The organism is Actinoplanes oblitus (assembly GCF_030252345.1).
In the GTDB taxonomy this organism is placed as follows: domain Bacteria; phylum Actinomycetota; class Actinomycetes; order Mycobacteriales; family Micromonosporaceae; genus Actinoplanes; species Actinoplanes oblitus.
The window spans coordinates 3,861,441-3,885,785 of sequence record NZ_CP126980.1; the positions used below are offsets into that span (position 1 = coordinate 3,861,441).

A 24,345-nucleotide genomic window follows, 5' to 3' on the forward strand; every position below is an offset into this window, starting at 1 on the left:
GGGCCCGGCGGGCTGATCCGGCTACCGACCCGGTTCCGACGGGGTGGGGCACGCGGTGCGGAGGCGGCCGAGGATGTCGTCCAGGACCGCGCGGCCGGTGGCGAAGTTGAGGCGCGCGAAACCGGTGCCGGGCGGCCCGAACTCCGGCCCGCGACTGAGCATGACCCCGGCCCGTTCCAGGAAGTGCGCGGCCGGGTCGGGGCCGAGACCGAGCGCGCGGAAATTCAGCCACGCCAGGTAGCTCGCCTCCGGAAGGTGGTAGCCCACCCCGGCCGGCAGCCCGGCGGCGACCAGGCAGCGGTTGCGGTCCAGCAGGGCGCGCACCTCGGTGAGCCAGGCGTCGCCGTGCTGCCAGGCCGCCAGGGTGCCCAGCACGCCGAGATTGCCCGGCTGGCCCAGCAGCAGCGACGGCAGGGTGTCCAGCGCCGAGCGCACCCCGGCATGGCCGACGTGTGCCACGCAGCAGCGCAGCCCGGCCAGGTTGAACGCCTTGCTGGCCGACTGCAGGGTGACAGTGCGGGCGGCGATCTCGGGTGCCAGCGCCGCGACCGGGAGGTGCCGGTGCGGGTCGTACGTCAGGTCCGCGTGCACCTCGTCGGCGATGACCAGCAGGTCGTACCGGTTCGCGATCTCCGCGACGGCGGTGAGCTCGGCCCGGGTGAACACGCGGCCGGTCGGGTTCTGCGGGTTGACCAGGATCAGCGTGCGGCTTCCGGTCCGCGCCACGTCGGCGGCCATCCGGTCCGCGTCGAACGACCAGCCCGCGGCGGTGTCGGCCAGCGGAACCGGGACCAGCCGCCGGCCCATCGCGGTGAGGGTCGCCAGGAACGGCGAGTAGGCCGGCACGTGCATCAGCACCGAGTCACCCGGGGCCGTGGCGACGTGCAGGATCGCCTGCAGCGCCTGGATCACCTCGGTGTACACCCGGACGTGTTCCGGAGCCGGGGTGAACCCGTACCGGCCGGCCATCCGGGCGGCGAACGCCTCGCCGAGCGGATTCCGCTCCGGCCGATCGTCCCAGAACGGATATCCGAGGTCGGTCCGCACGGCGTCCACCAGTGCCGCCTGGATCGGCTCGGCAACCGGGAAGTCCATGTCGGCGACCCACGCCGGCAGCGCTCCGGCCGCCGTGGCGTCCGCCCACTTCACGCCCGGCCGCCGGCGCAACGACGCCAGGTCGAGGTCATCCAGCATGACGCGATGCTAGCCCGTGTTTCGGAGTCCGAAACACGGGCTGGGCGAGGCCGGCGCGGCGGCGACGGAGGCTTGCCGCCGGCTCCCCGCACCGGTCCCTCCGTTGTGGATCGGTGCGGGCTCAGCGCTGGAGGAGGCCGAGGACGTTGCCACAGGGGTCCTCGACGACGGCGGCCAGCCGTCCGCCGCCGACGTCCTTGGCGTCCTGACGCACGTGCCAGCCGGCCCCGACCGCCGCGCGCAGGCACGCCGTGACGTCATCGACGTGGTAGTAGCCGACCGGACCGGTCATCCCGTGGCTGTGGCCGTTGGGGTCCAGGCCGATCTCCTGGTCCTCGACCCGGAAGCCGACGTAGTAGGGCTCGTCCGCGTACGGCTCGACGCCCAGGACGCTGCGGTACGACGACCGGGCGGCGGCCAGGTCCCGTACCGGAATGATGATCGTCTTGATGGACATGGGGAAAGCCTGCCGCCCGGCGGGTGCCGCGGGCATCCGTGCTGACCACGGAGAGCACCCCGGAGAGGAAGCACCGAGGCGCACGGCACAATGCACGCGTGTCGAAGCAACCAGCACCGCCGGGGATCTCACCACGCGAGGCCGAGATCCTGGCCCGGCTCGGGGAGCACCGCAGCAACGCCGAGATCGCCGCTGAGCTGTTCATCTCGGTGCGCACCGTGGAGACCCACGTGTCGTCGCTGCTGCGCAAGCTCGACGCGCCCGACCGGCGGGCGCTGGCCGGTCTCGCCGCCCGGCTCGCCCGGCCGGCGCCGGCACCGGTCACCCTGCCGGCGCCGCTAAGCCCGTTCGTCGGCCGCGCCCGGGAACGCGAGGCGTTGCGCGACGCCGTGACCGCGCATCGCCAGGTGACCGCCGTCGGCCCCGGCGGTGTGGGCAAGACCCGGCTGGTGCTGGCCGTCGCCGCCGACCTGGCCGGCGCCTTTCCGGACGGGGTGTGGTTCGTCGACCTGGTGCCGGTCACCGACCCGGGCATGGTGACGGCGGCGGTGGCGGCCGCGCTCGGCCTCGGCGAGCAGCAGGGCGGCGGCTTCGACGACGCGGTGCCGGCCGCCCTCGCCGGCCACCGCGCCCTGCTGGTGCTGGACAACTGCGAGCACCTGGCCGACGGGGTGGCGCCGTTCGTCGAGCGGCTGCTGGCCCGCTGCCCGCAGGTGAGCGTGCTGGCCACCAGCCGGGCCCGGCTGATGGTGCCGTTCGAGTGGGTCTACCCGGTGCCGCCGCTGTCCCTGGACGGCGAGTCGGACGCTGTCGCGTTGTTCCGGAACCGGGCCGCCGCGGTGGGCGCGACGATCGAGGACGCGCAGGTCGACCAGGTCGCCGACCTGTGCCGGAAACTGGACGGCGTGGCGCTGGCCATCGAGCTGGCCGCCGCGCGCCTGCCCACACTGGGCCTCGACGGATTGGTCGCCGGCCTCGGCGACCACCTGCGGCTGCTCGTCGGTGGATACCGGGCCGACGACCGGCACCGCTCGGTACGGGCCATGCTGGACTGGAGCCAGGCGCTGCTCAGCGGCGACGACCTGGCCCTGCTGCGCCGGGTCGCGGTGTTCGTCGCGCCGTTCACCGCGCCGGCCGCCGCGGCCGTCGCCGGGTTCGACCCGCTGGCGCCCGGCCACCTCGCCGACGGCCTCGCCCGGCTCGCCGACCAGAGCCTGCTCGGCGTGACCGCGTCGGCCGGCGGCACCCGCTACCGGGTCCTGGAGACCATCCGGCAGTACGGGGCCGAGCAGCTGGCCGCGGCCGGCGAGCAGGACGAGGCGCCGGCCCGCCACCTGCGCTGGTGCCTGACCGCCGCCGGGGAACTCGCGGACTCCGGGCAGGAGGGCTGGCGAGCCCGGTTCGACGCGGTCGCCGACGACCTCCGGGCGGCCCTGAGCTGGGCCGCCGACCGGCCGGACCGGCGTGCCGACGCGTACCGGCTGGCCCTGCTGCTCGGCGGCCTGGCCTTCGACCGCAACCTGATCGGCGAGTCCCAGCAGCGGTACGAGCAGGCGGCCGCGCTCGCCGGCGATCCCGCCCCCGCCCTGCGGCATGCCGCAGCCGTGGCCGCGTGCCGGATGCGCGGCGACGACGCGTACCGGCTGTGGCGGGCCGCCGCGGACGCCGCCGGCGACACCGCCGCCGCGCGGGACCTGGCCGCCGCGACCACCACCTACTACCGGAAAGCCGGTGCCTTCACCCGTCGTCCGCCGCGTGCGGAGCCGATGGCCCTGCTCGCCCGGGCGCGTGAGCTGGCCGGCGACGACCTCGCGGCGCAGACCGCTGTCGCTCTCGCCGACTGCGCCGCCGCGGGCTACGCGTTCTTCGCCGAGCAGGCCGAGGAGGCCGCGTCGCGGATGCTCACCCTCGCCGGACGTGCCGTGGAACTGGCCCGCCGGCTCGGCGATCCGCTGGCCGAGGGCGCCGCCCTGTTCGCCCTGACCGGCGCGCACCGCCGGGCCGGCGACGAGTTCGCCGCCGCGGCGACCGCCCGCCGCCGCGTCGAGCTGCTGGAGATCGCGGCGGGCCGCTCCGGCGGGCCCGCCGGAGCGGCCCCGGGCGGCGGCAACCTCACCCCGGACATCGCCGACGAGCTGATCGACGCGCTGTTCATCGCGACCGTGACCAGCATCGGCACCGGCGACCTGGTGGCGGCCCGGAGCTGGGGCCGCCGCCTGCGCGACCTGCCGCTGCTGGCCGAGGCCGGACACGTCGCGACCGCCCGGATCCTGATGGCCGACGCGCTCGCCGGCCACGCCACCGACGTGCTCGCGGAGAGCGGCCGATTCCTCGACGGCTGGATCCGCGCGGGCCGCCCACCGGCCCGCCACCTCGGCCCGGCCGCCGCCGCCGTCGCGATGGTCCACGACCTGCGCGGCGACCGGCCCGCCCGGGACGAGTGGCTGGCCGTCCTCGACCAGCTGGGCGTCACCGCCGAGGACCGCGCCGGCTACCACCCCGTCTTCGAGGCCATCGCCCTGCTGCATCACGGCGAGCCGGCGCGGGCCGGGGAGCGGCTGGCCGTCCCGGGCGCCTGGCGTACCGGCATCCTGATGCACTGGCACGTCGCCCTGCGCGTGGAGGCCGCCGTGCTGGCCGGCCACCCCAAGGCCGCCGACCTGCTGACCGAGACCCGTCCGCTGGTCGCCGGAAACCCGATCGCCGGCGCGCTCCTCGACCGCGCCGCCGCGCTGCTCGACGACGACGGGAAAGCCGTCCTCGCCACCGCGGCCGCGTTCGAGGCCGCCGGCTGCCCCTACCAGCGGCAGCGGACGCTTCACCTGGCCGGTCTCGTATAGTCGCGCGGTGCATGACGAACAGGTCCGCGACGCGTACGCCGGGATGGCCGGCCTCTACATCGAACTGCTGGGCACCACCCGGCAGGTGGACGCCGCCGACCTGGCCTTCATCGGGCGGCACCTGACCATCCCGGACGGCGAGGTGCTGGATCTGGGGTGCGGGCCCGGCCACCTCACCGACTACCTGCGGTCGCGGGGCGTCGACGCGACCGGGATCGACATGGTGCCCCCGTTCATCGCCTACTCGCGGACGGCGTACCCGGACGGCAGGTACCGGCTGGGGTCGATGGCCGGCCTGGACGCCGAGTCCGGGTCGGTCGCCGGCGTACTGGCCTGGTTCTCGCTGATCCACGTGCCGGCGCCGGAGCTCGACGTGCTGCTCGCCGAGATCCGCCGGGTGATGGCGCCGGGCGGCACCCTGGTCACTGGGATCTTCACCGGCGACGCGGTCGAGGAGTTCGACCACAAGGTCGTGACGGCCTACCGCTGGCCGGCCGACGAGTTCTCCGGGCGGCTGGCGCGCCTGGGCTTCACCGAGATCGACCGCGAGCACCGGCGGGCCGAGGGGACCAACCGGCCGTACGCCGCGATCGCCGCGGTCCTGGACGCCGGCTGAGCGGTCAGCACCGGGCAGCTCAGCGGTCCGGCAGCAGCCAGGTCTCGCAGTCCAGGCGCCGGCCGAGGTCGTCGAGCAGCCGGCGCAGGGCCCGCGCACCGGCCCGCCGGTGTCCACGCCCGATGGTGAACGGCACCAGCCGGCCGACCGGCCCGGCGGCGCAGTTGAAGGTCTGCCGGCACACGACGGTGTGGCCGGAGCCGTCCTCCGCCACGCTGAACCGGCCGCACCACCACCACTCGCCGCGGGCCTGCACCCAGCCGGCGTCCCGATCGACCTCGATCGTCATCGGAACGCCGGCGACGGTCGCGCGGAACGCCCCGGGCCCGCCGGTGACCACCACCGGGCGATCGCCCTGGTCGCCGATGACCAGCGGCACCTCGGCGCCGCTGAACTCGCCGGTCGGCACCGTGAGGACGAGGTCGCGCACCCGGCCGATCGGTGCGGCGACCATGCCGCGGTGCTCGGACAACACCGGACCCGGATCCTGAGACGCCATGACCCGATGGTGAACGGTGGGCGCCACAGTCACCGGTCCCGGCGAGCTACCCACTCCGGTGGGCGGTGGGCGTACCGCAAATCGACGGTCCGCGGGGGAAGCGGACCGCGAGCTTTCCGGACGGTTCGGGCCGGTAGGTGGCGCTCTGGTAGAACGGGACGATGGCAACTCTGGCGGCCGCCCACGTGATCGCCGGCGCCGTCGTGGACGTGACCGGGGCGGCGACCCGGTCGGTGATCCTGCACGGGTCGCTGGCCGCGGGCGGGTTCCAGCCCGGGCGCAGCGACCTCGATCTGCTGGTCGTCGTCGACGGCGTGCTGACCGACGCGCGGGCGGCGGAGCTGACCGATGTCGTGCGACGGGCCGACGCCGGCGCGGCGGCCGGGATCGACCTGCACGTGGTGACCGCCGAGACCGCGGGCACGGCTTCCCGGGCGCCGGCGCTGGAGCTCTATCTCGGCCGGCACCGATCGTCGCCGTCCGAGGTGGCGATCGAGCGGCGGGTGGCGGCCTCGCCCGACCTGGTCACCGAGCTGTCCATGGCGCGGGCCGGGGGACGGGCGCTGGCCGGTGCGCCGCCCGCCGAGGTGATCGCGCCGGTGCCGGCCGAGTGGGTCGTCGATCGGGGCCGGCACTGGCTGACGGTCTGGCGGTCACTGACCGACGACGTCGCGCACGCGGCGTTCATGGTGCTCACCACCTGCCGCGTCTGGCGGTTCGCCGTGGAGCGGGTGCACTGCTCGAAACCCGAGGCCGCGGCGTGGGCACTGCGGCGGGACCCGTCGCTGACCGTGGTGCGGCAGGCGCTTCGACAGTACGCGTACGACCCGTCCACCGTCGTCAGCCAGCCGGGTCTGGCCGATCTGCTCGACACCGTCCTCGGCGAACCCGGAATTGTCGGGGGGTGCCGCTAGCGTGCCTCCCATGGGGAACCCTGAGCTGGCCGAGCTGATCGTCGCGGACGCCGAGGCGCTGCGGGCCTGGTTGCTGGAGCACCACGACACCTCGCCGGGGGTGTGGCTCGCCCTGACCAAAAAGGGTGGCACGGTGACCACGCTGACCTGGCAGCAGGCGGTGGACGAGGCGTTGTGTTTCGGGTGGATCGACGGGCAGGCGCGCAAGCGGGACGAGGGTTCCTCGTGGATCCGGTTCACGCCGCGCCGTGCGCGCAGCGCCTGGTCCCGGCGCAACGTGGCGAACGTCGCCCGGCTGGAGGAGCAGGGCCGGATGATGCCCGCCGGTCGCGCCGCGGTGGAGGCGGCGAAAGCGGACGGGCGGTGGGCGGCCGCCTACGCCCCGCCCTCGGAGGCGGAGGTGCCCGCCGACCTGGTGGCCGCGATCGCCACCGACCCGGCCGCGCAGGCGATGTTCGACGTGCTCACCAAGGCGAACCGGTTCGCGCTGATCTACCGGCTCAACGCGGTCAAGCGCGCCGAGACGCGCGAGCGGAAGATCGGCGAGTTCGTCGCGATGCTGGCGCGGCAGGAGACGTTCCACCCGCAGAGGGCGAGGCCGCAGTGACCGGTTCGGGCCGGCCCGCGTTGAGCTTGTCGTTCGCCTTCCGGTCTGCTCCAGGGGCGGCCCTACCCGCTTCCGCGCCCACGGACGGGATCCGCGGCGTCCGCTGGGGCGGACGCCCCCGCGCCAACGGGTCGTAACCGAGACCGGTCATTGTCTGCGGCTCGTACGGGCGGCACGGTTCACCGAGCGTGGACGGGTGTCCAGCGAAGGGTCAAGTCCGGCAGGTTTTCCATGTTGCGATCACCGTCGCTGGTGTCGAGAACGGCGAAACCGTGGCACTCATAGAACGCGCGGGCGTCGGTGTTCCGCTGAAAGACGTGCAGAGACACCCCGCCCGGGCTGTGCCGCCTGACCTCGTTGAGAAGTAGCGTGCCGATGCCCTGCCGACGGACGTCGGGGCGCAGATAGAGGTGTTCGAGCACGTCGCCGTTGAGGGCGGCATAGCCGGTGATCTCCGCATCACGCACTGCGACCCAGGTGCGACATTGCTTGAGCAAGACGTCCCGAACCCATCGGGTCACCTGCTCGTGATTGCGCTTCTGCGGCGGCAGATAGGGCATAGTCACCGACCGAGAAGCCACGTGGATGCGGGCGATCACGCCTGCATCCGCCTCCGCCGCGAATCGAATCTGAGTCTTGCCGTCGTCACTCACGCCGGGAACCTACAAGGCAGTCAGGAACTCCATCCAACGGTTAACCCGGTGAACGGTGCCGGTCACGGCACTAGATGCGGGTGCCGGTGGGGCGCGTTGAGTCGGCCGCCAACCCCAACGGCCGAGACCGCAGCGTGACGGCAGCTAATCGAATCGGCGCGCACGATCAGCGGCAAATCCGGATGGCGTTGCCCGCTGTCGGTCGGAAAGATTCACGCAATGGATGTGGCTGGTAGTCGGGAGCTTGCGTGGGACGGGTGCGTCAATGTTCGTGATCTGGGCGGTCTCGGACAAGTGCGACCCGGCGCGGTGGTCCGTATGGAAGCGCCGACCCGGTTGAGCGAGTCTGGGTGGGCGACGGCTTGGGCGCATGGGGTCCGGACCGTGGTCGATTTGCGCCATGCCGACGAGTGCCAGCCGGACGTCGCGCCGAGACCGCCGGGTATCACCACCGTGCGGGTCCCGCTGGATCCGCTGGATACACCGTTCTACGAGCACTGGCAGAAGATCGACAACCTGGCCTCACCGCTTTACTACCCGGCGATGCTGGCCGAGCATCCCGAGTTGGTAGTCGCCGTCACCCGGGCGATCGCCACCGCCGACCCGGGATGCGTGGTGTTCCACTGCGCCGGCGGCAAGGACCGTACCGGGTTGATCGCTCTGGTGCTGCTGACGTTGGCTGCGGCGACACCCGAGGAGATCATCGCCGACTACCTGCTGACCTTCGAGCGGATGAAGCAGCGGTACGCCGAACTTGGTTTCGGTGACCAACTCACCGCCGTAAAGGAACGCCTTGCGAGCCACGACACCACCATCGCGGCATCACTGACCTCGACCATCGGGTCGCTGACGATGCCCGACTATCTCCTGGAAAATGGTCTGCCCGAGGCCGACCTCGTCGCCCTGCATGCCCGCTTGATGACCTGATACGGCCGTGGCACCCAAGCCCGTGGTCGGCTCGCCGAGCAGCGACATGGGTGGACGGGCCGGTGCGGCGGGCGGCCAGGTCGAAGCGTTCGACGATGGACCGTGTCCGTCGCCAGACCGCTGCCCTTGGCAGCCGACTCGAAGACCAACACTCGCCCATGCGCGAGCCGCCGGAGCCGCGCATTAGCGGCAAATAAGTACGTCCCCGATGCTCTTCACGCTCATGTCGGGACCGCCTACCAGGCCGCCACCATCACCGCGTTATTGGCGGCGGCCACGGCTCCACTCCAGGCGGAGAGTACACGCACTCCAAGCGCCGATCTGCGAATATCGCAAGTCGCAAGGCACTCTCGAAGTTTGAACCCATATCCCATAACCATCCGCCAATTCCGGCGGCAACGACCCGTCCTTCAGCTTCCAGGTATACGCTCGAATAGCTAAGCCATTCGCCGAGTGGACAGTGAGCCCTTTTCATCCTGCGTAGCGGTTGGCTTCGACGTGATGCAGGACGAGGATGGCCTGCACGATCGCGGTCGCGCGGCGCGGGCAGCAGCGCAGCTTGGACAGGATCTTCCAGGTCTTGAGGGTTGCGATCGCGCGTTCGCCGCGGGCGCGGATCTTCGCGTGCGCCCGGTTGACCGCCTTCTGCCGGCGTGACAGCTTCGGCCGGAAGCGCCGCTGCTTGAACGGGGTGCGCACGCTGCCGCGGGCGCCCTGGTAGCCCTTGTCGGCGAAGGTCATTACGTCGGCGCTGGTGAGCGCGTCGATGATGCCGTGGGTGCGGGCGGCGGTCAGGTCGTGGGTCGAGCCTGGCAGCGCCGGCGAGGCCCACACGAGACGCCCGGCTGCGTCGGCGATGACCTGCGCGTTGACGCCGTGCCGCTTGTGCTTGCCGGAGTAGTACGGCTTCTGGTCGGCGACCCGGTCGATCGAGATCAGTGTGCCGTCCAGGATCGCGTACGCCAGCTGCTGGATACGCCGCATCGCGCTGGCGAGGTCGTCGGCGGCTGCGCTAAGCAGGGCGATCGCCTCCTGGACGTAGCGCCAGGCGGTGGCGATGCCGATCTCGAAGCCGGCGGCGAGGCGGGTGTAGGTGTCGCCGTTGCGAAGGTGGGCCAGGGTGAGCAGGGCCTGACGGCCGGGGTTCAGTCGCCGCCATCGCGATCTGCGCTGCTGGCGGTGGGTGCGGATGCGTTCGGCGAGGTGGTTCAGGGTCCGGCTGGACAACGTGATCGTGGCAGGGTAGGACAGCATGGCGAGGCTCCCGGTCGGGGCTTCGAGTCTTGGTCGACAGCTGTCCTACCTGGAGCCTCGCACCCATCGATCACCGGCCCTGCTATACCTGCCATGAGCTGCAAGATCAGCTTGGAAAAAGCTCAGTATTTTCCGCGCAGGATCGACTCGACATCTTTTACCGTCTTGAGTTGGCCCGAGCCGGCCAGAATTGGATCGATGTTGAAGGGCTCATCATTGAAAAAGTTCGGGCCTATTCCTCCGACTGGCTCCAACGACAGACCGGATAAGGTAGCGAATACTTCTCGCGCCAGCGAGTGAACCTGGTGGCCTTCGAGTTCTAGTGCGGCAACCAAGGGCTGAACGTCAATCTGGCGATTGGCCGTCCATCCTGATGCGCCGAGCGCTTCGGCGAGATCAGGAGGAAATCGGTCTAAAGTCCGCATATCGGCTGCTTTGCTTGTCCTTCTTCGTGGCAGACTTCACGCTAGTCCCAGCGATATTATCTTTGTCAATTTTAAATTGTGTCGGCTTACCAGTCAACATCGCCCCACCGCCACCGCCACCGCCACCGCCACCGTCACCACGAATCGGACCGCTGCACCCCCCAAGCGAGACTTCATCGAGTTCCGATCGGGGCGTCGAACACGGACAGGCCCGACCGAGCGCGATTGCTCTGCGGCAAAAGAGTGTGCAAGGTGGCCCCGGTTGCGCACCTGCATAGGGGGCAGATGAAGACTGGCCGTATGGCCTACGAGCGCGGTCGTCAATCGCGGCAAACTTCCACCTTCATGCTTCCTGCCGATGTGCAAGCGTTCGACGAGGTGCTGGGCCCGCATATCCGTGGGATTGCCTGCTGGACGACGGACACTCCCGAACTGGAAGGTTCGGTGATCATGCATCGTTCTCTCAGCGAAGCGCTCATCGAGGGCACTCAGGCGTTCCTCTGGCTTACGGAAGACGGAACTCCGATGGGCCCTCGACTGCAGTACCTACCGACTGACATGGTCGGCGGTTCGTGGGCGGGGCCGAGTGTAGACCCCGAAACACCGAATGCCTTCATCCGCGCTGGCAGGCTCGCCTACCTCTGGTTCCCCGACGACGAGCCGAACCCGGTCCGAGCCGGATTCGTCGAGTTGGCCAAGGTGGCATGGGCGGCGCTCCATGCCGTGACTGCGGTACATCTCGTTCAGTCGGACGGCAAGCTTGCTCGATCCACCCGAATCGGCTCGGCGGCCAGAGAGTGGGTCAAGGAGCACCCAAGCCAGCAACTGGTGGCTTGGAATACGTACATGCGACTGCGATAACGGGAAGCTTCAGCATCGCCAGCGGCGGCCCGCGCGCGGATCGCGGCATGAGAGTCAACCACCTCCCTGGCCGGATGGCGACGCTATTGACAACTTTTGGGCGCATAACTTGCGCGGGTCGCGATAGATAGCAAGGCTAAATCTTGACCCTTGGTGATCTCGCTTGCTTGGAGGGGCATGAAGATAGACCGCAAACCCCTCAGCACTGCTTGGCTATTTCTGTCTGTTGCGCTTGCCCTGTCATCTGGCGTCGCTCAGCTCGTAGTGAGTGGATTGGGACGATTTGCACTTGGACTCATCTTCGCCATATCGCTGACTCTGCTGATGTTGAATTTCGCCCGCCGGCGAATCGCCGCTGGGCTCATTGAGGCACTACACGAGAGGGGCAGACTTCGTGATGGCTTGAACTACGTTTTAGATTTCGGCGACGCTTCGTGTTCGGAAGAAATTTACCTTACCCTTCGAATCGGGGACTCTGGCGCCGGTGACAAAGTTCGATATGAGGTCGTAACAACCCCGACAAAGCCGCTCCGGTACCGGACTTTTCACCCCATAATTCCGGACGACCGAAGCCCTCCGAGCTTCGAAAGCATGAGCTTCTCCGGTGGAATGCTTTCGCCTAGATCTACTAATATTGAGATTCTGCCAATCCGGAAAGATCGCTGGATTCGGGTGGTGGCTTTGTTCCGGCCCGCAGTCGACAGGCCGTGCCATTGGATTGTCGATTACTGCTCGCCGAAACTGTGGAATCCACTGCGGGAGTCCGGCTGGGACGTGCTAACCTGGAGAATGCGACATGACCCAGGCGTCGTCGACAATTCAGTGGCCGCGCTCACGTTCAAGTTCGTGGCCCCGGCGAAATTCCGCATATCAGTTAGCGAGCGAGGCGGAAGAGGGACCATCGAGTCTTCTTCCGACTTGACCGAATTGCACTGGTCGATTTGGCGGGTTCCCGAGGCCAAGTCAGGCGATACATTCGTCTTCGACCTGCAACTAGCGGCTGAGGGGTAAGTCACTGGCCGGCGCGCCGGGTCATCCAATGACTAATCGGGTCCTTTGCTGGATTCCAGACGCACTCTCGTCGGCATGGTCGTCTGTTGAGATTGGCTACGTTCCGGAGGCCATGAAGGCGGCGAGGATGTAGTTGGGGTGGCGGTCGAGGTTCTTGCGGGCGCGGTCGTAGCGGATGGCGGTGCGTGGGTCGGCGTGGCGGGCGGTGGTGCGTGGGTCGGGGTGGCGGGCGGCGATCTGGACGTCGCGGAGGCTGACGCCGGCGTCGAGCATGGTGGTGACGAAGGTGTGCCGCAGCATGTGCGGGTGCATCTTCGGGATCCGCAGGTCTGCGTCTCGGCCAGGTGCCGGAGCCGCCGGGCCGCTGCATGCCGGTCTATCCGGGCGCCGCGGGCGTTGCGCAGAATCGGGCCGTCGTCACGCCCTTCGACGGCGCGGTCAATTGCTCGGGCTACGGCTGGAGGCAGCGGGACGAGAACGACCTTGCCACCTTTGCCGCGGACTTTGAGTATCCGGTGTCCGTGTTCCTCACCGAGGTCGGCGATATTGGCGCCGCAGGCTTCGAAGATCCGCAGCCCGAGCAAGCCCAGCATGGCGTCCAGTGCGAAGTCCTTGATGTTGGCCGACAGTCTGGCGGCGGTGATCATCGCCTCGAATTGCAGGTGGCTCGTGTTGCTTGCAGCGGGTCCAGTGGCTGGTCAGCCGACCAGCGCAGGAAGACCTTGAGGTCGGAGTCGGTGTGCATCCGTGATTTACCGCGGTACCGGCCGAGGTACGCGGCGATTGCGGCCGCCAAGAGCCGTAGGTCGTATGTGGTCGGGTTGGGCTGGAATGCTGTTGAGGTAGTCATACTGCTCGGTTCGACCGGGCCGGCGCTGGCCCTGATAGTCCCGAGCCGTCCGTGATACGAGGCGCCTACCCTGTTCAGGTGGCGGGCAGCGGCGCACCTTCGTGCGGTTCTCTCCCGTGATGGCCTCTGCTCGGCACCGCATCGTCTTTCCACGGCCATCACGCTCGCGGCGGCACGAGAGTGCGCTGGCCGACCGCCTGACCCCTGCTCGGAGCATCCCCACGTGCTTGGTGCGCTTGATTCATCTCGACGACATTTTTTGTCGGGGGGTGTGCCTAAGGTGCTCCGCAAGATCACCGGCTCGTGCCGGATGTGGATGAACCTGGCTGGGGGCAGAAATGCGCTGGTGGAAGAGGAAGCCCGAAGACCGGGCACAGTGGGTGCTCGATCCGCTGGTGGCCGTGGGCCCATTGCGGTTCGGGATGACTTCTGGCCAGGTCGAGGCGGTCCTCGGTGAGGGTCTGCTGGGGTCGTATCAGGGTGCGAAAGGCGAGGAGGACTTGCAGCGGTACAGCGACCTGGGCGTGACCGCAATCTATCAACGCGGGCACTTGGTAGCGGTGGCGATCGATGCGATGGACGGGCCCCTGATCCGGTTGCGGGACGTCGAGCTGATCGCCAGGACGCCGTCCGGTGTGCGCGCTGACATCCACCGCCTTGCATCTGAGGATAATGTCGCGGTCCGGGTGAACTGGAGCGGCGATCCCGAGGTGGCGGCATGGGGGCTTTCCATGGGAGCCCGGCCGGGGAGGGGCCTGTCGGCCGCCGGGTTCTCCGAGCGCAAGGACACGATGATCACGGATGCCCTGCTGGTCTGCGCAGAATTGGCGGAGGCACCGTATCTGTCGGAGCCGGTCATCCAGTGGTGCGATGTCCGAGAGTTGGAGTCGAACCCTGGGGCGTGGCCGGTAAAGCCCGACGCGGATCGTCCACGGTGGGACTGGACGCCGTTGGAGCGTATCGGGCCGCTCCAGTTCGGGATGAACCCCTTGCAGGTAGCGGATGCTCTGGGCGGCGAAGCGCCGGCGGCACGACACGGACACTTCCCCTGGCCCTTTCTCAACAAGCCCGGACTGTGGTCTGTCAACGCGGAACGATTCGACGAGGCCGGGGTGACCGCGCACTACTGGGGCGAACACGGGATTCCTCGCCTCACGGCGGTGACCGTGCACGGGCGAACCGGTCCACAAGTCAGCTACGCGGGCACCGAGTTGATCGGCAAGAAAGTTTCTGTCATCGACGATGTGCTATGCCAGCGCGCGGAGCGCGACGAGATAGGTCTGCTCGCCGGTTGCAACGGAGACCTTGGACCGGATGGGCTCGGCATGTGGGTACGGGCCACCCGTGCCGGAGATGCCGTGATCAGCGAAGCCCGGTTCTGCGCGGAGGGTTGGGAAGACCACGGCTGACGCGGGCCAAAGCCCTCGGCAAACCAGATCAACGAGTACCTGGCCAGTCCGGCAACATGGCCGAAGCACAACAACTCGGCACTCAAGTGAACGCTTGTCCGCGGTTGGCCGGGCGGATGCGGCTCCGCACTTTCTACCGAGCCGGAGCCGCCGCCCCGGCCTCCCGACACCGCACGCTCCACCACCACGCGCGGGTGTTCCGCTTGATGCGGCAGGCTGCTTCGACCCCGATGGTCCGGTCCTTCCGGAATGCGAGACGCCTACCCTGTTCACGGGGGCGGGCAGTGGTGCATCTTCGTGTGGTTCTCTCCCACGGTGACTGCTGCTCGGCACCTTATTGGTCTACGGCCACCGGCCCGTAGCGGCAGGTCCGAATGTGAAGGCGAGCCGCCGTTCAGGCTGTTGCGTCAGCGCAGGGCGCGGTGCGCGACCTGGAGTGCGATCGCTCCGGCAAGCACCAACCAGGCTGTCCAAGTGACGGCGGTACCAACCACGCCCGTCGGCCACCGAAGCCGATTGGCGGTGGCCCCGACGACTGCGATGAGCGCAGCGCTGAGCCCGACGCCTGCCGATGCCAGCGGCGCGCCGTAAAGGATGACTCCGGCCACCGCCCAGTCGCGCGAGTTGAAGCATCCCGAACCGTCGCATGGGGGCGCCGGATCCGCCGTCGACGCGACGTAGACATAGCACCCTGCCCAAGCGGCGATCCACCACAGGGCAGAAACGCCCATCTCCGGAAGGAACCACCCAGCGTTCGGGCGAGACGAAACGGCAGACGTCATGGGTACCCCCATCGGCGGCAGCGGCCTCAACTCGAGAAGTGTGGGGGTTCAATTTCAGCGGACGGTGTAGGCGCTATCCGGGCGCCTCAGTTGTGGGCCATGCCAGCTTGTCCACCGGCGCCAGGGCCGCTCATCGCGCGATGGACACTGAGCGATGCCCCGCCAGCCGTGCTTGCTGGAGTAAGCGGACCGCGGCAGAAGAGTACGCCGCTCCGGTGGGCAGCCCCCACCGCTGATCCGATGCCAGGCAACTTGCCGACCGGAAGGCCAGGTCACAGCGTCCCGCTGCATCTCTATCATGATCAAGATGATGCCGTACAGATCGTTGGGTCCCGGAGACGTGACCGCCCCGATATCGGATGCGATGCTGTTCCGGCACTCGGTACTGCGGGCGCTGTTCATCCTTGTGCCCGTGATGATAGTCGCGTGGGCGCTGTCAATGATGCTCGCCTCTACGCTGCTCGGTCATCCTGTGGGCTGGGGCATCCACGACTTTCTACCGCCCCCGCTGGTGGGAATGGCGGTCGGTTTCGGCGTTGGGGCCCTACGGCAGCGTAGGCGCCCGACATGGATCCGGGTCTCCAGTCTCGGCATCGAGTTGGCGCAGCGTGGCGACCCGGTGTTCGTACCGTGGTCGAGCATCACGGCGGCCCGGGTACGCCGACGGTGGATCTTTGCAGTTCTCGAGGTGATCCCGGCAGATCTGCACGCCGTCAAGGCTGTGCTGCCCAGCCCCTACTTACCAAGGGTCTGGTACAAGCGCGGCGTTGCGATGTTCCGCATCGAGGTCGGCATGATTAGGCCGGGACTACGAGATCTCCGGGCCGCCCTGGTCCAGTATCGGCATGCACCGGAAGAATTCGCTCTGAACCAGACGGCTGTATGAAGAATGTGTACGACATCAGGCTTCCATTTGGCGGAGACGGCCAGCCATGAGCGGGCAACCGCGGTTCGACCACGGCTACTGGCGTCGTTGCGCCGCCGGCACCGGTGCGACGACGCGGAGTTCGGCGGTCAGCCGCGCGGCCAGGTCCAGCGCGGACTCCGACGGCGGCGACGGGGTGGGCTCGAAGAACGTCACCCGCAGCCGGGGGCGTCGCGGGAAGCGGGCGATGTCCACGGTGCCGGAGACCGCCGCGCAGACGATGCGGGCCTGCGGGACGGCCTGAGCGAGGCGTCCGGCACCGCTGCGGGCACGCAGCTGGCGACCCTGTGAGCGGGTGCCTTCCGGGAAGATCCCGAGGCAGCCGCCGGCGGAAAGGCACTGCACCGCGGTATCCAGCGCGTCAGTGTCGCCCTGGCCGCGTCGGACCGGGATCTGCCCCATCCCGTCCAACACCCGGCGAACCAGCGGATTCTTCCAGAGCGAGGCTTTGGCGAGAGCCTGGATCTGCCGGCGGCGGCGGGCGGCGAAGGCAATGACCAGGGGGTCCCAGGCGCTGTCGTGGTTGGCCGGGACGATCGTCGCGCCGCGCGCCGGAAGGTGGTGCAAGCCCACCACTTCGAGACGCCCCCACCAGCGGACGATCGGCCCCACCGCTGCCATGACCGCTCGATAGACAGGCGGGATCCGGCTCACGGTGCTGGTCTCAACGGCAGAACGGTCGCGCTCCATGACTCAGTCTCTCACCCGGACAGACAGCCGGTTCGGGTGGTTCGGGCTGATGCGCGGTGGTGGCTTTGCTCTGCTCGGGCCGGCCGGGCACGGCGGTGAGTTGGGCGAGCTGACGGGCGTACCGGAAATCCGCGGGCCGCGGGTGGAGCGTGCCGGGCGCGGCCCGCGGATCTCGGTCAGGCGGGTTGGCCGCGGACCGCGGAGCTCTTGCGGGCGCGGCGGGCGAGGCGGCTGAGCCGGGCGCCGGCGAGCAGGCGCTCCTGGTCGGCTTCCGCGATCAGCTGGCGGCGGCGGTCGTTGGCCAGGACCAGCATCGTCTCCGGGTACATCATGGTGGGTCTCCCTTGTCGTCGTGCGATGAGTCAATCGTCGATCGGTCAGGGCTCCCGGGCATCCGGAACGCTTACCTATCTTCGCAGGTCAGCGCGGTTTAGGCGGGCGTTCGAGGGCTCCTAGGTATACCTAGGAGCTGCTACTGTGCCTGGCGTGATCGTCTCGGACCTGTGGCGTTATCCGGTCAAATCCCTGGGTGGGGAGCGCCTGCGCGAGGCCCGGGTGGACCGGTGGGGGATCGGCGGGGACCGGCGCTGGATGGTGGTCGACCGGTCCGGGGAGAAGTTGTGGGCCGGCGAGTTCCGGCAGCTTGCCGCCGTCTCCGCGGTGCAGGCCGGCGGCGGCGTCCGGCTGAGCGCACCGGGGCATCCGGAGCTGCTGCTGGACGAGCCGATCGGCGGTGAGCGGGTCGAGGTGGGACTGCGCGGGGTCGGGTACGCGGTGGCCGCCGGTGACGCGGCGGACGCCTGGCTCAGTGCGGTGCTCGGCCTCGACGTGCGGCTGGTCTGGCTGGACGAGCCGGCCCGCCGTCCGATGTCGGAGCGGCACGGTGGCCGGCCCGGCGACGTGCTGAGCTTCGCGGACGCGGCCCCGTTGCTGCTCACCACGATGCCGTCGCTGCGGCAGCTGGACGCGTGGATCGCGGAGAACGGCGGTGGCGGCCCGGTGCCGATGACCCGGTTCCGGCCGAACCTGGTGGTGGACGGGGAGATGGCCGCGTTCGCCGAGGACGGCTGGAGTGAGGTGCGGGTCGGCGAGGTGCGGTTCCGGTTCGCCGAGACCTGCGACAGGTGCGCGGTGACGACGCTGGACCCGGCGACCGGGCGGACCGCCAAGGAGCCGATCCGCACCCTGGCCAAGCATCGGCGGTGGGACGGGAACGTGTGGTTCGGCGTGCGCGTCGTCCCGGTCGGCCCGGGCACGATCAGCGTGGGCGATCCGGTCCAGCCGATCTAGCCACACCGCCGACTACGGCGCCGATACCCATGCTTGATCCATATACACGCTACTTGTATATTCGACCGCCATGCGATCATCCTCGCGCGTCTCCCTCCGGGAACCGTCGTACTTCGTCCTCGCCGCCCTGCTCGACGGGCGGCTGCACGGGTACGCCGTGGTCAAGCGGGTCGAAGAGTTGTCCGCCGGGCAGGTCAAGCTCGCCGCCGGCTCGCTGTACTCGGTGCTCGACCGGCTGCTCGGCGAGGGCTACGTCATCGCGGACGGCGAGGAGATCGTCAACGGGCGAGCGCGGCGCTACTACCGGCTGACCGAGACCGGCCAGCAGCTGCTCGCCCAGGAAGCGGACCGGCTCGCCCAGGCAGCGCGCGTCGTGCACGAGCGGCTGCCGCAGGCGACCACCAACCGACCGACCTGGAGGACTTCACCCGCATGAGTGTCGACATCCTGGAGCGCCGATACCGGGCGCTGCTGCGGTCCTACCCGGCCGACTACCGGCGGGAGCGCGCCGACGAACTGCTCGACGTGCTGGTCACCGACGAGGCCGGCGGCCGGCGCTGGCCGGAGCCGCGGCAGGCGATCGCGCTGGTCCGCGGCGGCCTGCGGGTGCGCGCCGGCAGCGCGGCGAACCGGCCGGCGGTCCACCTGCTCTGGCAGGGTGTGCAGTTGGCCGCCCTGGCGGTGCTCGCCCTGGGCGTACTGATCGCCGCCGACGATACGGTGGAGGCTTTTCAGTACGGCGGGCTGGACGCGCCCATCGCCGTACTCAAAGATCTCGGTCCGAATCTGATCCTGTCTCTCGCGGCTCTGGTGGCGCTGGTCCTGGGCCGGCAGCGGATCGCGATCGGACTGGTCGTCGCGGCGATCGGGGTGCCGACCGCGGTGTCGCAGTACCTGTACCTGAACGGCATGCCGCAGTGGTGGGCGCCGGTCGTGGCGACGCCGCTGGTCATCGCGGGCCAGTGGCGGCCGCGTGACGTCCCGCTGGTGGAGCGCGGCAACGCGGTGCTGGTCACGGCAGGGGTGGTGGCGCTGCACCTGGTGCCGCTGGGCGGGCTGCGGATGGTGGACCCGGCGTCGCGGGCGCTCGCGGTGGCCGCCGCCGTGGTGGCCGCCGGGGTCTTCCTGTGGTTCGCGACGGCCGACCAGCGACTGCTGATCGCGGCGGCGCCGACCTTCGCGCTCACCACGCTGCACGAGCTGATGGTGGGCGGGGACGTGGTCGGGCAGACGCTGCCGTTCCTGGCGGTCGGGGTCGCGCTGGTGATCTGCGCGGTCGTGCTGACCCGCCGGCGCCTCGCCCGCGTCTGAAGGCCGCCCGCCAGGCCGAGGGCTGGTCGTCACGGTGGTGTGGAGGCCCCGGAGACCACCGTGACGACCAGCCCCGGGTTGACCGGCTGGTTGTCACGGTGGTGTGGGGGGCCCGGAGACCACCGTGACGACCAGCCCGGGGTTGACCGGCTGGTTGTCACGGTGGTCTGCCGAGCCCGGAGACCACCGTGACGACCAGCCGAGGGTCAACCGGTGACGCCGGTCCAGCCGGCCGGCACGTGCGCGAGCCGGACCCGCTGCGGGTGGTCACCGACGGCGACCGAGGTGACCTTCCGCCCGGTCGCGAAGTCGATGGCGGTGACCTGGTCGGCGCCGCTCTCCGAGATGACGCAGGCGCGGCCGTCACCACTGACCGTGGCCCAGTACGGCTTGGCCGCCGGCACCAGCGTGCCCTCCTGCAGCGTGCCGCGGTCGACGATGGTGGCGTAGTCGTCCATCGTGCCGGCCACGCAGAGCCTGCTGCCGTCCGGGCTCATCGACAGGCCATGGTGCCGCGAGTCGTTGACGTACGTGGTGCGGTCGTCGCTGGTCGCCGAGTTCTTCGGCAGCGTCTTCACCCGGGTGATCTTGTCGGTGGCGACGTCGTACTCGACGAGGCCGTTGAAGAACGACACCTGGAAGTACAGCTTCCCGAAGTCCGGCGTGAACACCCCGGGCCGGACCGCGTTGGACAGGTCGCTGCGACCGAAGGCGTTCAGCCGCGACCGCATGTCGATGGTCTTCACGGTCTGGAAGGTGGTGGTGTCGACGACGGTGATGTGCCGGTCGCCCTTGGTCCAGTCGAGCAGCGGGCTGTCCAGATCGGTCTCCACGTTGCCGATCGACATGTTCCAGATGTAGCGGCCGCCGTTGGTGAAGACGTTCTCGTGCGGCTTGTCGCCGGTGGCGAACGAGCCGAGCTGCGCGCCGGTGTTGATGTCCAGCACGTGCACGGTGTTCGAGGTGGACGCGGAGACGGCGAGCTTGGTGCCGTCCGGGGAGACGGCCATGTGGTCGGCACGGTACCCGGAGACCGGGAACCGCCACTTGAGCTTGCCGGTGGCCAGGTCGATCGAGACCACGTCGGCGAAGCTGGGCCGCGACGCCACCAGCGCGGTGCCGTCCGGGGTGGAGTACAGGTCGTCGACGAGCTGGTCGTGGCCCTCACCCGGCCCGTTGCGGATGCCCAGGAAGTAGATCAGCTTGATCGGGTTGAGGTAGATCTCGGCCAGCCGCTGACTCTTGTCCGGCACCACGTTGATCCGGCCGATCTTGGCGAAGTCGCCGGTGGAGTCGATGACGTCGGCGGTGCCCTCCCAGTTGTTGCCGACGAACATGACCTCGCGCAGCGCGGCGGCGGAGGCGGGGGCGGCGAGGGCGGTGACTGTGGTGGCGGCCAGGACGACCGCGGCGGCGGCGCCCAGTAAGCGGTGGGTAGCGCGCATGTGAGCCTCTCCCAGCAAGTTTGAAACTCTCGAGTGTTCTTATTGACGCCCCTGGATGGTATGCAGCAGTGGCACAGATCACAAGGTCAGCCGTGCGATCATCGGCGGATGGCGGACCGGACGGCTGCGGCGGTAATGGCTCTGCGCGGGCTCGCGCTGGGCGACGCGTTCGGCGAGACGTGGTTCTTCCGTCCCGCCGATCAGGTCACGACCGCGGTCCAGGAGCGGCGGCTCAAGGACGGGCCGTGGCCGTGGACCGACGACACCGCGATGGCGCTGTCGCTGCTGCGGGTGCTGAGCGAACACCGGCGGGTCGAGCAGGATGCCCTGGCGGTCGCGTTCGCCGAGTCCTACGCCGCCGATCCGTACCGGTCCTACGGCTCGTCGATGCACGACGTGCTGATCGCCATCGGGCAGGGCGAGGCGTGGCCGGAGGTGACCCGGCGCAAGTTCGACGGGATGGGTTCGTGGGGCAACGGCGCGGCGATGCGCGTGGCGCCGCTCGGCGCCTGGTTCGCCGATGACCTGGACCTGGTGGTGACCGAGGCGGCGAGGTCGGCGGCGGTCACCCACGCCCACCCGGAGGCGGTGGCCGGTGCCGTGGCGGTGGCGGTGGCGGCGGCGCTGAGCGTCCGGGGTGTTCCGGGCGGCGAGCTGATCGAGGCGGTCGCCGGCCGGGTGCCGGACACCGAGGTCGGATCGCGGCTGCGGCGCGCCACCAAGCTGGCGGCGACCGCCGACCCGCGGCACGTGGCCGGGATGCTCGGCTGCGGGATGCAGATCTCCGCGGTCGACACCGTGCCGTACGCGATCTGGTGCGCCGCCACGCGCCTCGACGACCTGACCGAGGCGCTGTGGGCGACCGCGCTGCCCGGCGGCGACATCGACACGACCTGCGCGATAGTGGGCGGCATCATCGGCGGGCGCCGCGGGCTGGCCGGTGTGCCGGCGGACTGGCTGGCCGCTTGCGAGCCGTTGCCGGCCTGGGTCGACCGGCTCTGATCGCCGCGTTCCGCGGACGTTCGACACCCGATTTCGGTACGCCTTCGTGAACGGCGCGACAGGCACGGGCGCTATCGGTCACCCGTGCCTGTGCGTCGTTCGCCAGTCGTCCGCTGTGGCCGGACCGCTCGCCTCTCCGTCAGCGCGCCACGCAGCTGGCGCTGGTCGGGCCGGTGCCGGTGCCCTGGAACCCGAACTGGGTCTTGCCGCCGGCCGCGAGGGATCCGTTGTAGTTCACGTTGGTGAAGCTCACCGCCCCCGACGTGCCACTACCGGTGGCGCTCCACGAGTTGGTGATGGCGGAACCGGACGGCAGGGTGGTGCCGACCGTCCAGCCGTTGATCGCCGACGCGCCGGCCGTGACCGTGACGGTGGCGACGTAGCCGCCGGTCCACGAGTTCAGCGAGATCGACGCGGTGCAACCACTCGGGACCGGCGGCTGCGACGACGGCGGGGCGGATGACGGCGGAACGGACGACGGCGGGGCGGACGACGGCGGCGTGGACGGCGGGACCGGGGCCGCGTCCAGCCCGAAGAAGCTGATCGCCATCTTGGCCTGGCCGGCCATCGGCAGCGCGTGGCCCACCCCGGCGAGGCTGATGGCCTGGACCGGCGGCTGGGCCGAGGAGTCGCCGTACCAGGTGCGGGTCCAGCCGGACTGCGGCGTGTCGGTCTTGACCGGCGTCTGGCTGACGCCGAGCACGTTGGTCCACTGCTTGATCTCTTCGCCGAAGTTGTTGTAGTGCAGCGTGGTGTCGTTGGTGCCGTGCCACAGCTGCATGCGCGGCCGCCGCCCGGTGTAACCCGGGTAGGAGTTGCGCACCGCGTCGCCCCACTGCGCGGGGGTCTTGATGACCTGGCCGTTCGCGCACGCGCTGTTCCACCCGGCCTGCTGGCTCGGGTCGGCCGGGTTGCCGGCGGTCGCCTGGAAGCAGGTGTCCGGCACGCCCATGAACGCGGCGCCGGCGGCGAACACGTCCGGGTAGTCGGCGAGCAGCACGTTGGTCATCATGGCGCCGGACGAGGCGCCGGCGACGAACGTGCGCGCGGTGTCCGTGCCGTACCTCTGCTGCACGTACTTGACCATCGAGGTGATGCCGACCGGGTCGCTGTTGCCGTTGTGGGTCAGCGCGCCGGCCGAGGAGACGTCCCAGCAGTTGCCGGTACGCACCGTCGACGGGTAGATGACGATGAAGCCGTACTGGTCGGCCAGCGACTTGAACTCGGTGCCGGAGTAGAACGCCGGCCCGGAGCCGGTGCAGTAGTGCACCGCGACCAGCACCGCCGGCTTGGTGGGCAGCCGGTCGGGCACGTAGAGGTACATGCGGATGCCGGTCGGGTTGGTGCCGAACCCGGTGACCTCGGTCAGCGCCGCCGCGGCGGCCGGCGACGGTGGGAGGAGCGTGGTGGTGACCACCAGGCCGGCCAGGACCGCGGCCACCGCGGCCAGCAGGGTACGCCAGAGTTTTCTCATGGACGGTTCCTCAGGACAGGGATGTGGGGGAGCGGGCCTGATCCGGATCGACCGAAACATTACAAGTGAGCTCCGGCAGTTACAACACTCAATATTTGCTCTTCATGCCACTCAAGCATTGGCGTGAGTCTTCGGGGCTGCATTCACCAGGGGCAATGTGATTATCGCCTGGGAGATTCATTTCCGGAAGTTTCGGGGATGCGTTCCGAAAATATGGCCTTGGTTTCGGGCTCAGCGGCGGGCGAAGGTCAGGTGGGTGACGCCGCTCGGGGTGGTCACCGGCTCGACCGTGAAGCGGTCCTCGAGGCTCTCCAAGCCGTCCCACAGGCGCACGCCGCGGCCCAGGAGGATCGGCACCAGGACGACGTGCAGGTGGTCGACCAGGTCCGCGTCGAGGAACTGGCGGACCGTGGTGGGTCCGCCGCCGATGCGCACGTCCAGACCGCCGGCCGCGTCGCGGGCCCGCGCGAGGGCCTCGGCCGGGGTCGCGTCCAGGAAGTGGAAGGTGGTGCCGCCGTCCATCGTCAGGCTCGGGCGCGGGTGGTGGGTCAGCACGAAGACCGGCGTGTGGAACGGCGGGTTGTCACCCCACCAGCCCTTCCACTCCTCGTCCTGCCACGCGCCCCGCTGCGGCCCGAACTTGTTGCGCCCCATGATCTCGGCGCCGATGCCGGGCGCCCACGCCGAGGCGTACGCGTTGTCGGCACCCTCGCTCCCGCCGTCCCGGCCGATCATCGACCGGAACGCGCGGGTCTCGAAGAACCACTCCATGAGCCGCGTCCCCGCGTGCCCGAACGGCGCCTCCAGGGTCTGCCCCTCCCCGGTGGCGAACCCGTCCAGCGAGACGGCGAGGTTGTGCACCCGTACCTTCGACATCGCCCCACTCTAGGGCGCTCGCCGCCGCCGGTG

Annotated in this window: 25 protein-coding genes; 13 read left to right on the plus strand and 12 right to left on the minus strand. The window is 69.7% G+C overall.

From position 1 onward, the window contains the following. Positions 1-21: 21 nt before the first annotated feature. The gene (locus Actob_RS17320) at positions 22-1,194 is read right to left on the minus strand and encodes a MalY/PatB family protein (RefSeq protein ID WP_284921237.1); all 1,173 of its coding nucleotides are present in this window, start codon (positions 1,192-1,194) and stop codon (positions 22-24) included. A 121-nt stretch (positions 1,195-1,315) separates the two neighbouring features. Beyond that, complete coding sequence (locus tag Actob_RS17325; protein WP_284921238.1) at positions 1,316-1,651, minus strand: VOC family protein; 336 nt, start codon at positions 1,649-1,651, stop codon at positions 1,316-1,318. A 98-nt stretch (positions 1,652-1,749) separates the two neighbouring features. Between Actob_RS17325 and Actob_RS17330 the strand changes: the two genes are divergently transcribed. Together Actob_RS17330 and Actob_RS17335 are read left to right on the plus strand one after the other, a co-directional pair. After that, a complete protein-coding gene (locus Actob_RS17330) occupies positions 1,750-4,491 on the plus strand; it encodes an ATP-binding protein (protein ID WP_284921239.1) in 2,742 nt (913 codons plus the stop codon). Between the two features lie 43 nt (positions 4,492-4,534). Further along, positions 4,535-5,107 carry a class I SAM-dependent methyltransferase gene (locus tag Actob_RS17335; protein ID WP_407653707.1) on the plus strand — a complete coding sequence of 191 codons (573 nt, stop codon included), beginning with the start codon at positions 4,535-4,537 and terminating at the stop codon, positions 5,105-5,107. A 19-nt stretch (positions 5,108-5,126) separates the two neighbouring features. On the opposite strand, the gene Actob_RS17340 is transcribed toward Actob_RS17335, so the two are convergent. Beyond that, positions 5,127-5,606, minus strand: a complete 480-nt coding sequence (locus Actob_RS17340) for a hypothetical protein (RefSeq protein WP_284921241.1) — start codon at positions 5,604-5,606, stop codon at positions 5,127-5,129. Between the two features lie 161 nt (positions 5,607-5,767). Here Actob_RS17340 and Actob_RS17345 point away from each other — a divergent pair, with 161 nt between their 5' ends. Further along, on the plus strand, positions 5,768-6,520 hold the full coding sequence (locus Actob_RS17345; protein ID WP_284921242.1) for an aminoglycoside adenylyltransferase domain-containing protein: 753 nt from the start codon (positions 5,768-5,770) through the stop codon (positions 6,518-6,520). 10 nt (positions 6,521-6,530) lie between these two features. Next, a complete protein-coding gene (locus tag Actob_RS17350; protein ID WP_284921244.1) occupies positions 6,531-7,127 on the plus strand; it encodes a YdeI/OmpD-associated family protein in 597 nt (198 codons plus the stop codon). Between the two features lie 179 nt (positions 7,128-7,306). Here Actob_RS17350 and Actob_RS17355 read toward each other — a convergent pair whose 3' ends face one another. Continuing rightward, positions 7,307-7,780 (minus strand): GNAT family N-acetyltransferase, encoded by a 474-nt coding sequence (locus Actob_RS17355; RefSeq protein WP_284921245.1) that lies wholly within the window; start codon positions 7,778-7,780, stop codon positions 7,307-7,309. 219 nt (positions 7,781-7,999) lie between these two features. Between Actob_RS17355 and Actob_RS17360 the strand changes: the two genes are divergently transcribed. Continuing rightward, positions 8,000-8,707 carry a tyrosine-protein phosphatase gene (locus tag Actob_RS17360; protein ID WP_284921246.1) on the plus strand — a complete coding sequence of 236 codons (708 nt, stop codon included), beginning with the start codon at positions 8,000-8,002 and terminating at the stop codon, positions 8,705-8,707. Between the two features lie 471 nt (positions 8,708-9,178). On the opposite strand, the gene Actob_RS17365 is transcribed toward Actob_RS17360, so the two are convergent. Beyond that, positions 9,179-9,961 carry a transposase family protein gene (locus Actob_RS17365; protein ID WP_284921247.1) on the minus strand — a complete coding sequence of 261 codons (783 nt, stop codon included), beginning with the start codon at positions 9,959-9,961 and terminating at the stop codon, positions 9,179-9,181. Positions 9,962-10,083: 122 nt separating this feature from the next. Next, positions 10,084-10,386: an SUKH-3 domain-containing protein gene (locus Actob_RS17370; protein ID WP_284921248.1), complete on the minus strand. Its 303-nt coding sequence runs from the start codon at positions 10,384-10,386 to the stop codon at positions 10,084-10,086. Between the two features lie 300 nt (positions 10,387-10,686). Between Actob_RS17370 and Actob_RS17375 the strand changes: the two genes are divergently transcribed. After that, positions 10,687-11,247, plus strand: coding sequence for a hypothetical protein (locus tag Actob_RS17375; RefSeq protein WP_284921249.1), 561 nt, complete (start codon positions 10,687-10,689; stop codon positions 11,245-11,247). Between the two features lie 1,107 nt (positions 11,248-12,354). Here the strand turns inward: Actob_RS17375 and Actob_RS17380 are convergent. Then, positions 12,355-12,570: a tyrosine-type recombinase/integrase gene (locus Actob_RS17380; RefSeq protein WP_284921250.1), complete on the minus strand. Its 216-nt coding sequence runs from the start codon at positions 12,568-12,570 to the stop codon at positions 12,355-12,357. A 56-nt stretch (positions 12,571-12,626) separates the two neighbouring features. On the opposite strand from Actob_RS17380, the gene Actob_RS17385 reads away from it, so the two are divergent. From Actob_RS17385 to Actob_RS17395, 3 genes are all read left to right on the plus strand, one after another. Continuing rightward, a complete protein-coding gene (locus Actob_RS17385) occupies positions 12,627-13,163 on the plus strand; it encodes a hypothetical protein (RefSeq protein ID WP_284921251.1) in 537 nt (178 codons plus the stop codon). A 283-nt stretch (positions 13,164-13,446) separates the two neighbouring features. Further along, entirely contained in the window at positions 13,447-14,517 is a 1,071-nt protein-coding gene (locus Actob_RS17390) for a hypothetical protein (RefSeq protein ID WP_284921252.1), read from the plus strand. Between the two features lie 1,080 nt (positions 14,518-15,597). After that, a complete protein-coding gene (locus Actob_RS17395; RefSeq protein WP_284921253.1) occupies positions 15,598-16,185 on the plus strand; it encodes a hypothetical protein in 588 nt (195 codons plus the stop codon). Between the two features lie 75 nt (positions 16,186-16,260). On the opposite strand, the gene Actob_RS17400 is transcribed toward Actob_RS17395, so the two are convergent. After that, positions 16,261-16,914, minus strand: a complete 654-nt coding sequence (locus Actob_RS17400; protein WP_284921254.1) for a lysophospholipid acyltransferase family protein — start codon at positions 16,912-16,914, stop codon at positions 16,261-16,263. Between the two features lie 176 nt (positions 16,915-17,090). Further along, positions 17,091-17,246 (minus strand): hypothetical protein, encoded by a 156-nt coding sequence (locus Actob_RS17405; RefSeq protein WP_284921255.1) that lies wholly within the window; start codon positions 17,244-17,246, stop codon positions 17,091-17,093. A gap of 154 nt (positions 17,247-17,400) precedes the next feature. On the opposite strand from Actob_RS17405, the gene Actob_RS17410 reads away from it, so the two are divergent. The 3 genes from Actob_RS17410 (at position 17,401) to Actob_RS17420 (ending at position 19,515) form a co-directional block, all read left to right on the plus strand. Continuing rightward, entirely contained in the window at positions 17,401-18,204 is an 804-nt protein-coding gene (locus tag Actob_RS17410; RefSeq protein ID WP_284921256.1) for an MOSC domain-containing protein, read from the plus strand. Positions 18,205-18,274: 70 nt separating this feature from the next. Further along, a complete protein-coding gene (locus tag Actob_RS17415) occupies positions 18,275-18,640 on the plus strand; it encodes a PadR family transcriptional regulator (protein ID WP_284921257.1) in 366 nt (121 codons plus the stop codon). Further along, positions 18,637-19,515, plus strand: a complete 879-nt coding sequence (locus Actob_RS17420) for a hypothetical protein (protein WP_284921258.1) — start codon at positions 18,637-18,639, stop codon at positions 19,513-19,515. Before Actob_RS17415 ends, Actob_RS17420 begins: the two co-directional genes overlap by 4 nt. A gap of 206 nt (positions 19,516-19,721) precedes the next feature. Here Actob_RS17420 and Actob_RS17425 read toward each other — a convergent pair whose 3' ends face one another. Beyond that, the gene (locus Actob_RS17425) at positions 19,722-20,960 is read right to left on the minus strand and encodes a YncE family protein (RefSeq protein ID WP_284921259.1); all 1,239 of its coding nucleotides are present in this window, start codon (positions 20,958-20,960) and stop codon (positions 19,722-19,724) included. Positions 20,961-21,068: 108 nt separating this feature from the next. Here Actob_RS17425 and Actob_RS17430 point away from each other — a divergent pair, with 108 nt between their 5' ends. Beyond that, entirely contained in the window at positions 21,069-21,962 is an 894-nt protein-coding gene (locus Actob_RS17430; protein ID WP_284921260.1) for an ADP-ribosylglycohydrolase family protein, read from the plus strand. A 139-nt stretch (positions 21,963-22,101) separates the two neighbouring features. Here the strand turns inward: Actob_RS17430 and Actob_RS17435 are convergent, their stop codons facing one another. Both Actob_RS17435 and Actob_RS17440 read right to left on the minus strand, forming a co-directional pair. Further along, complete coding sequence (locus tag Actob_RS17435) at positions 22,102-23,436, minus strand: extracellular catalytic domain type 1 short-chain-length polyhydroxyalkanoate depolymerase (protein ID WP_284921261.1); 1,335 nt, start codon at positions 23,434-23,436, stop codon at positions 22,102-22,104. 231 nt (positions 23,437-23,667) lie between these two features. Then, complete coding sequence (locus Actob_RS17440) at positions 23,668-24,312, minus strand: dihydrofolate reductase family protein (protein WP_284921262.1); 645 nt, start codon at positions 24,310-24,312, stop codon at positions 23,668-23,670. Positions 24,313-24,345: the final 33 nt, after the last annotated feature.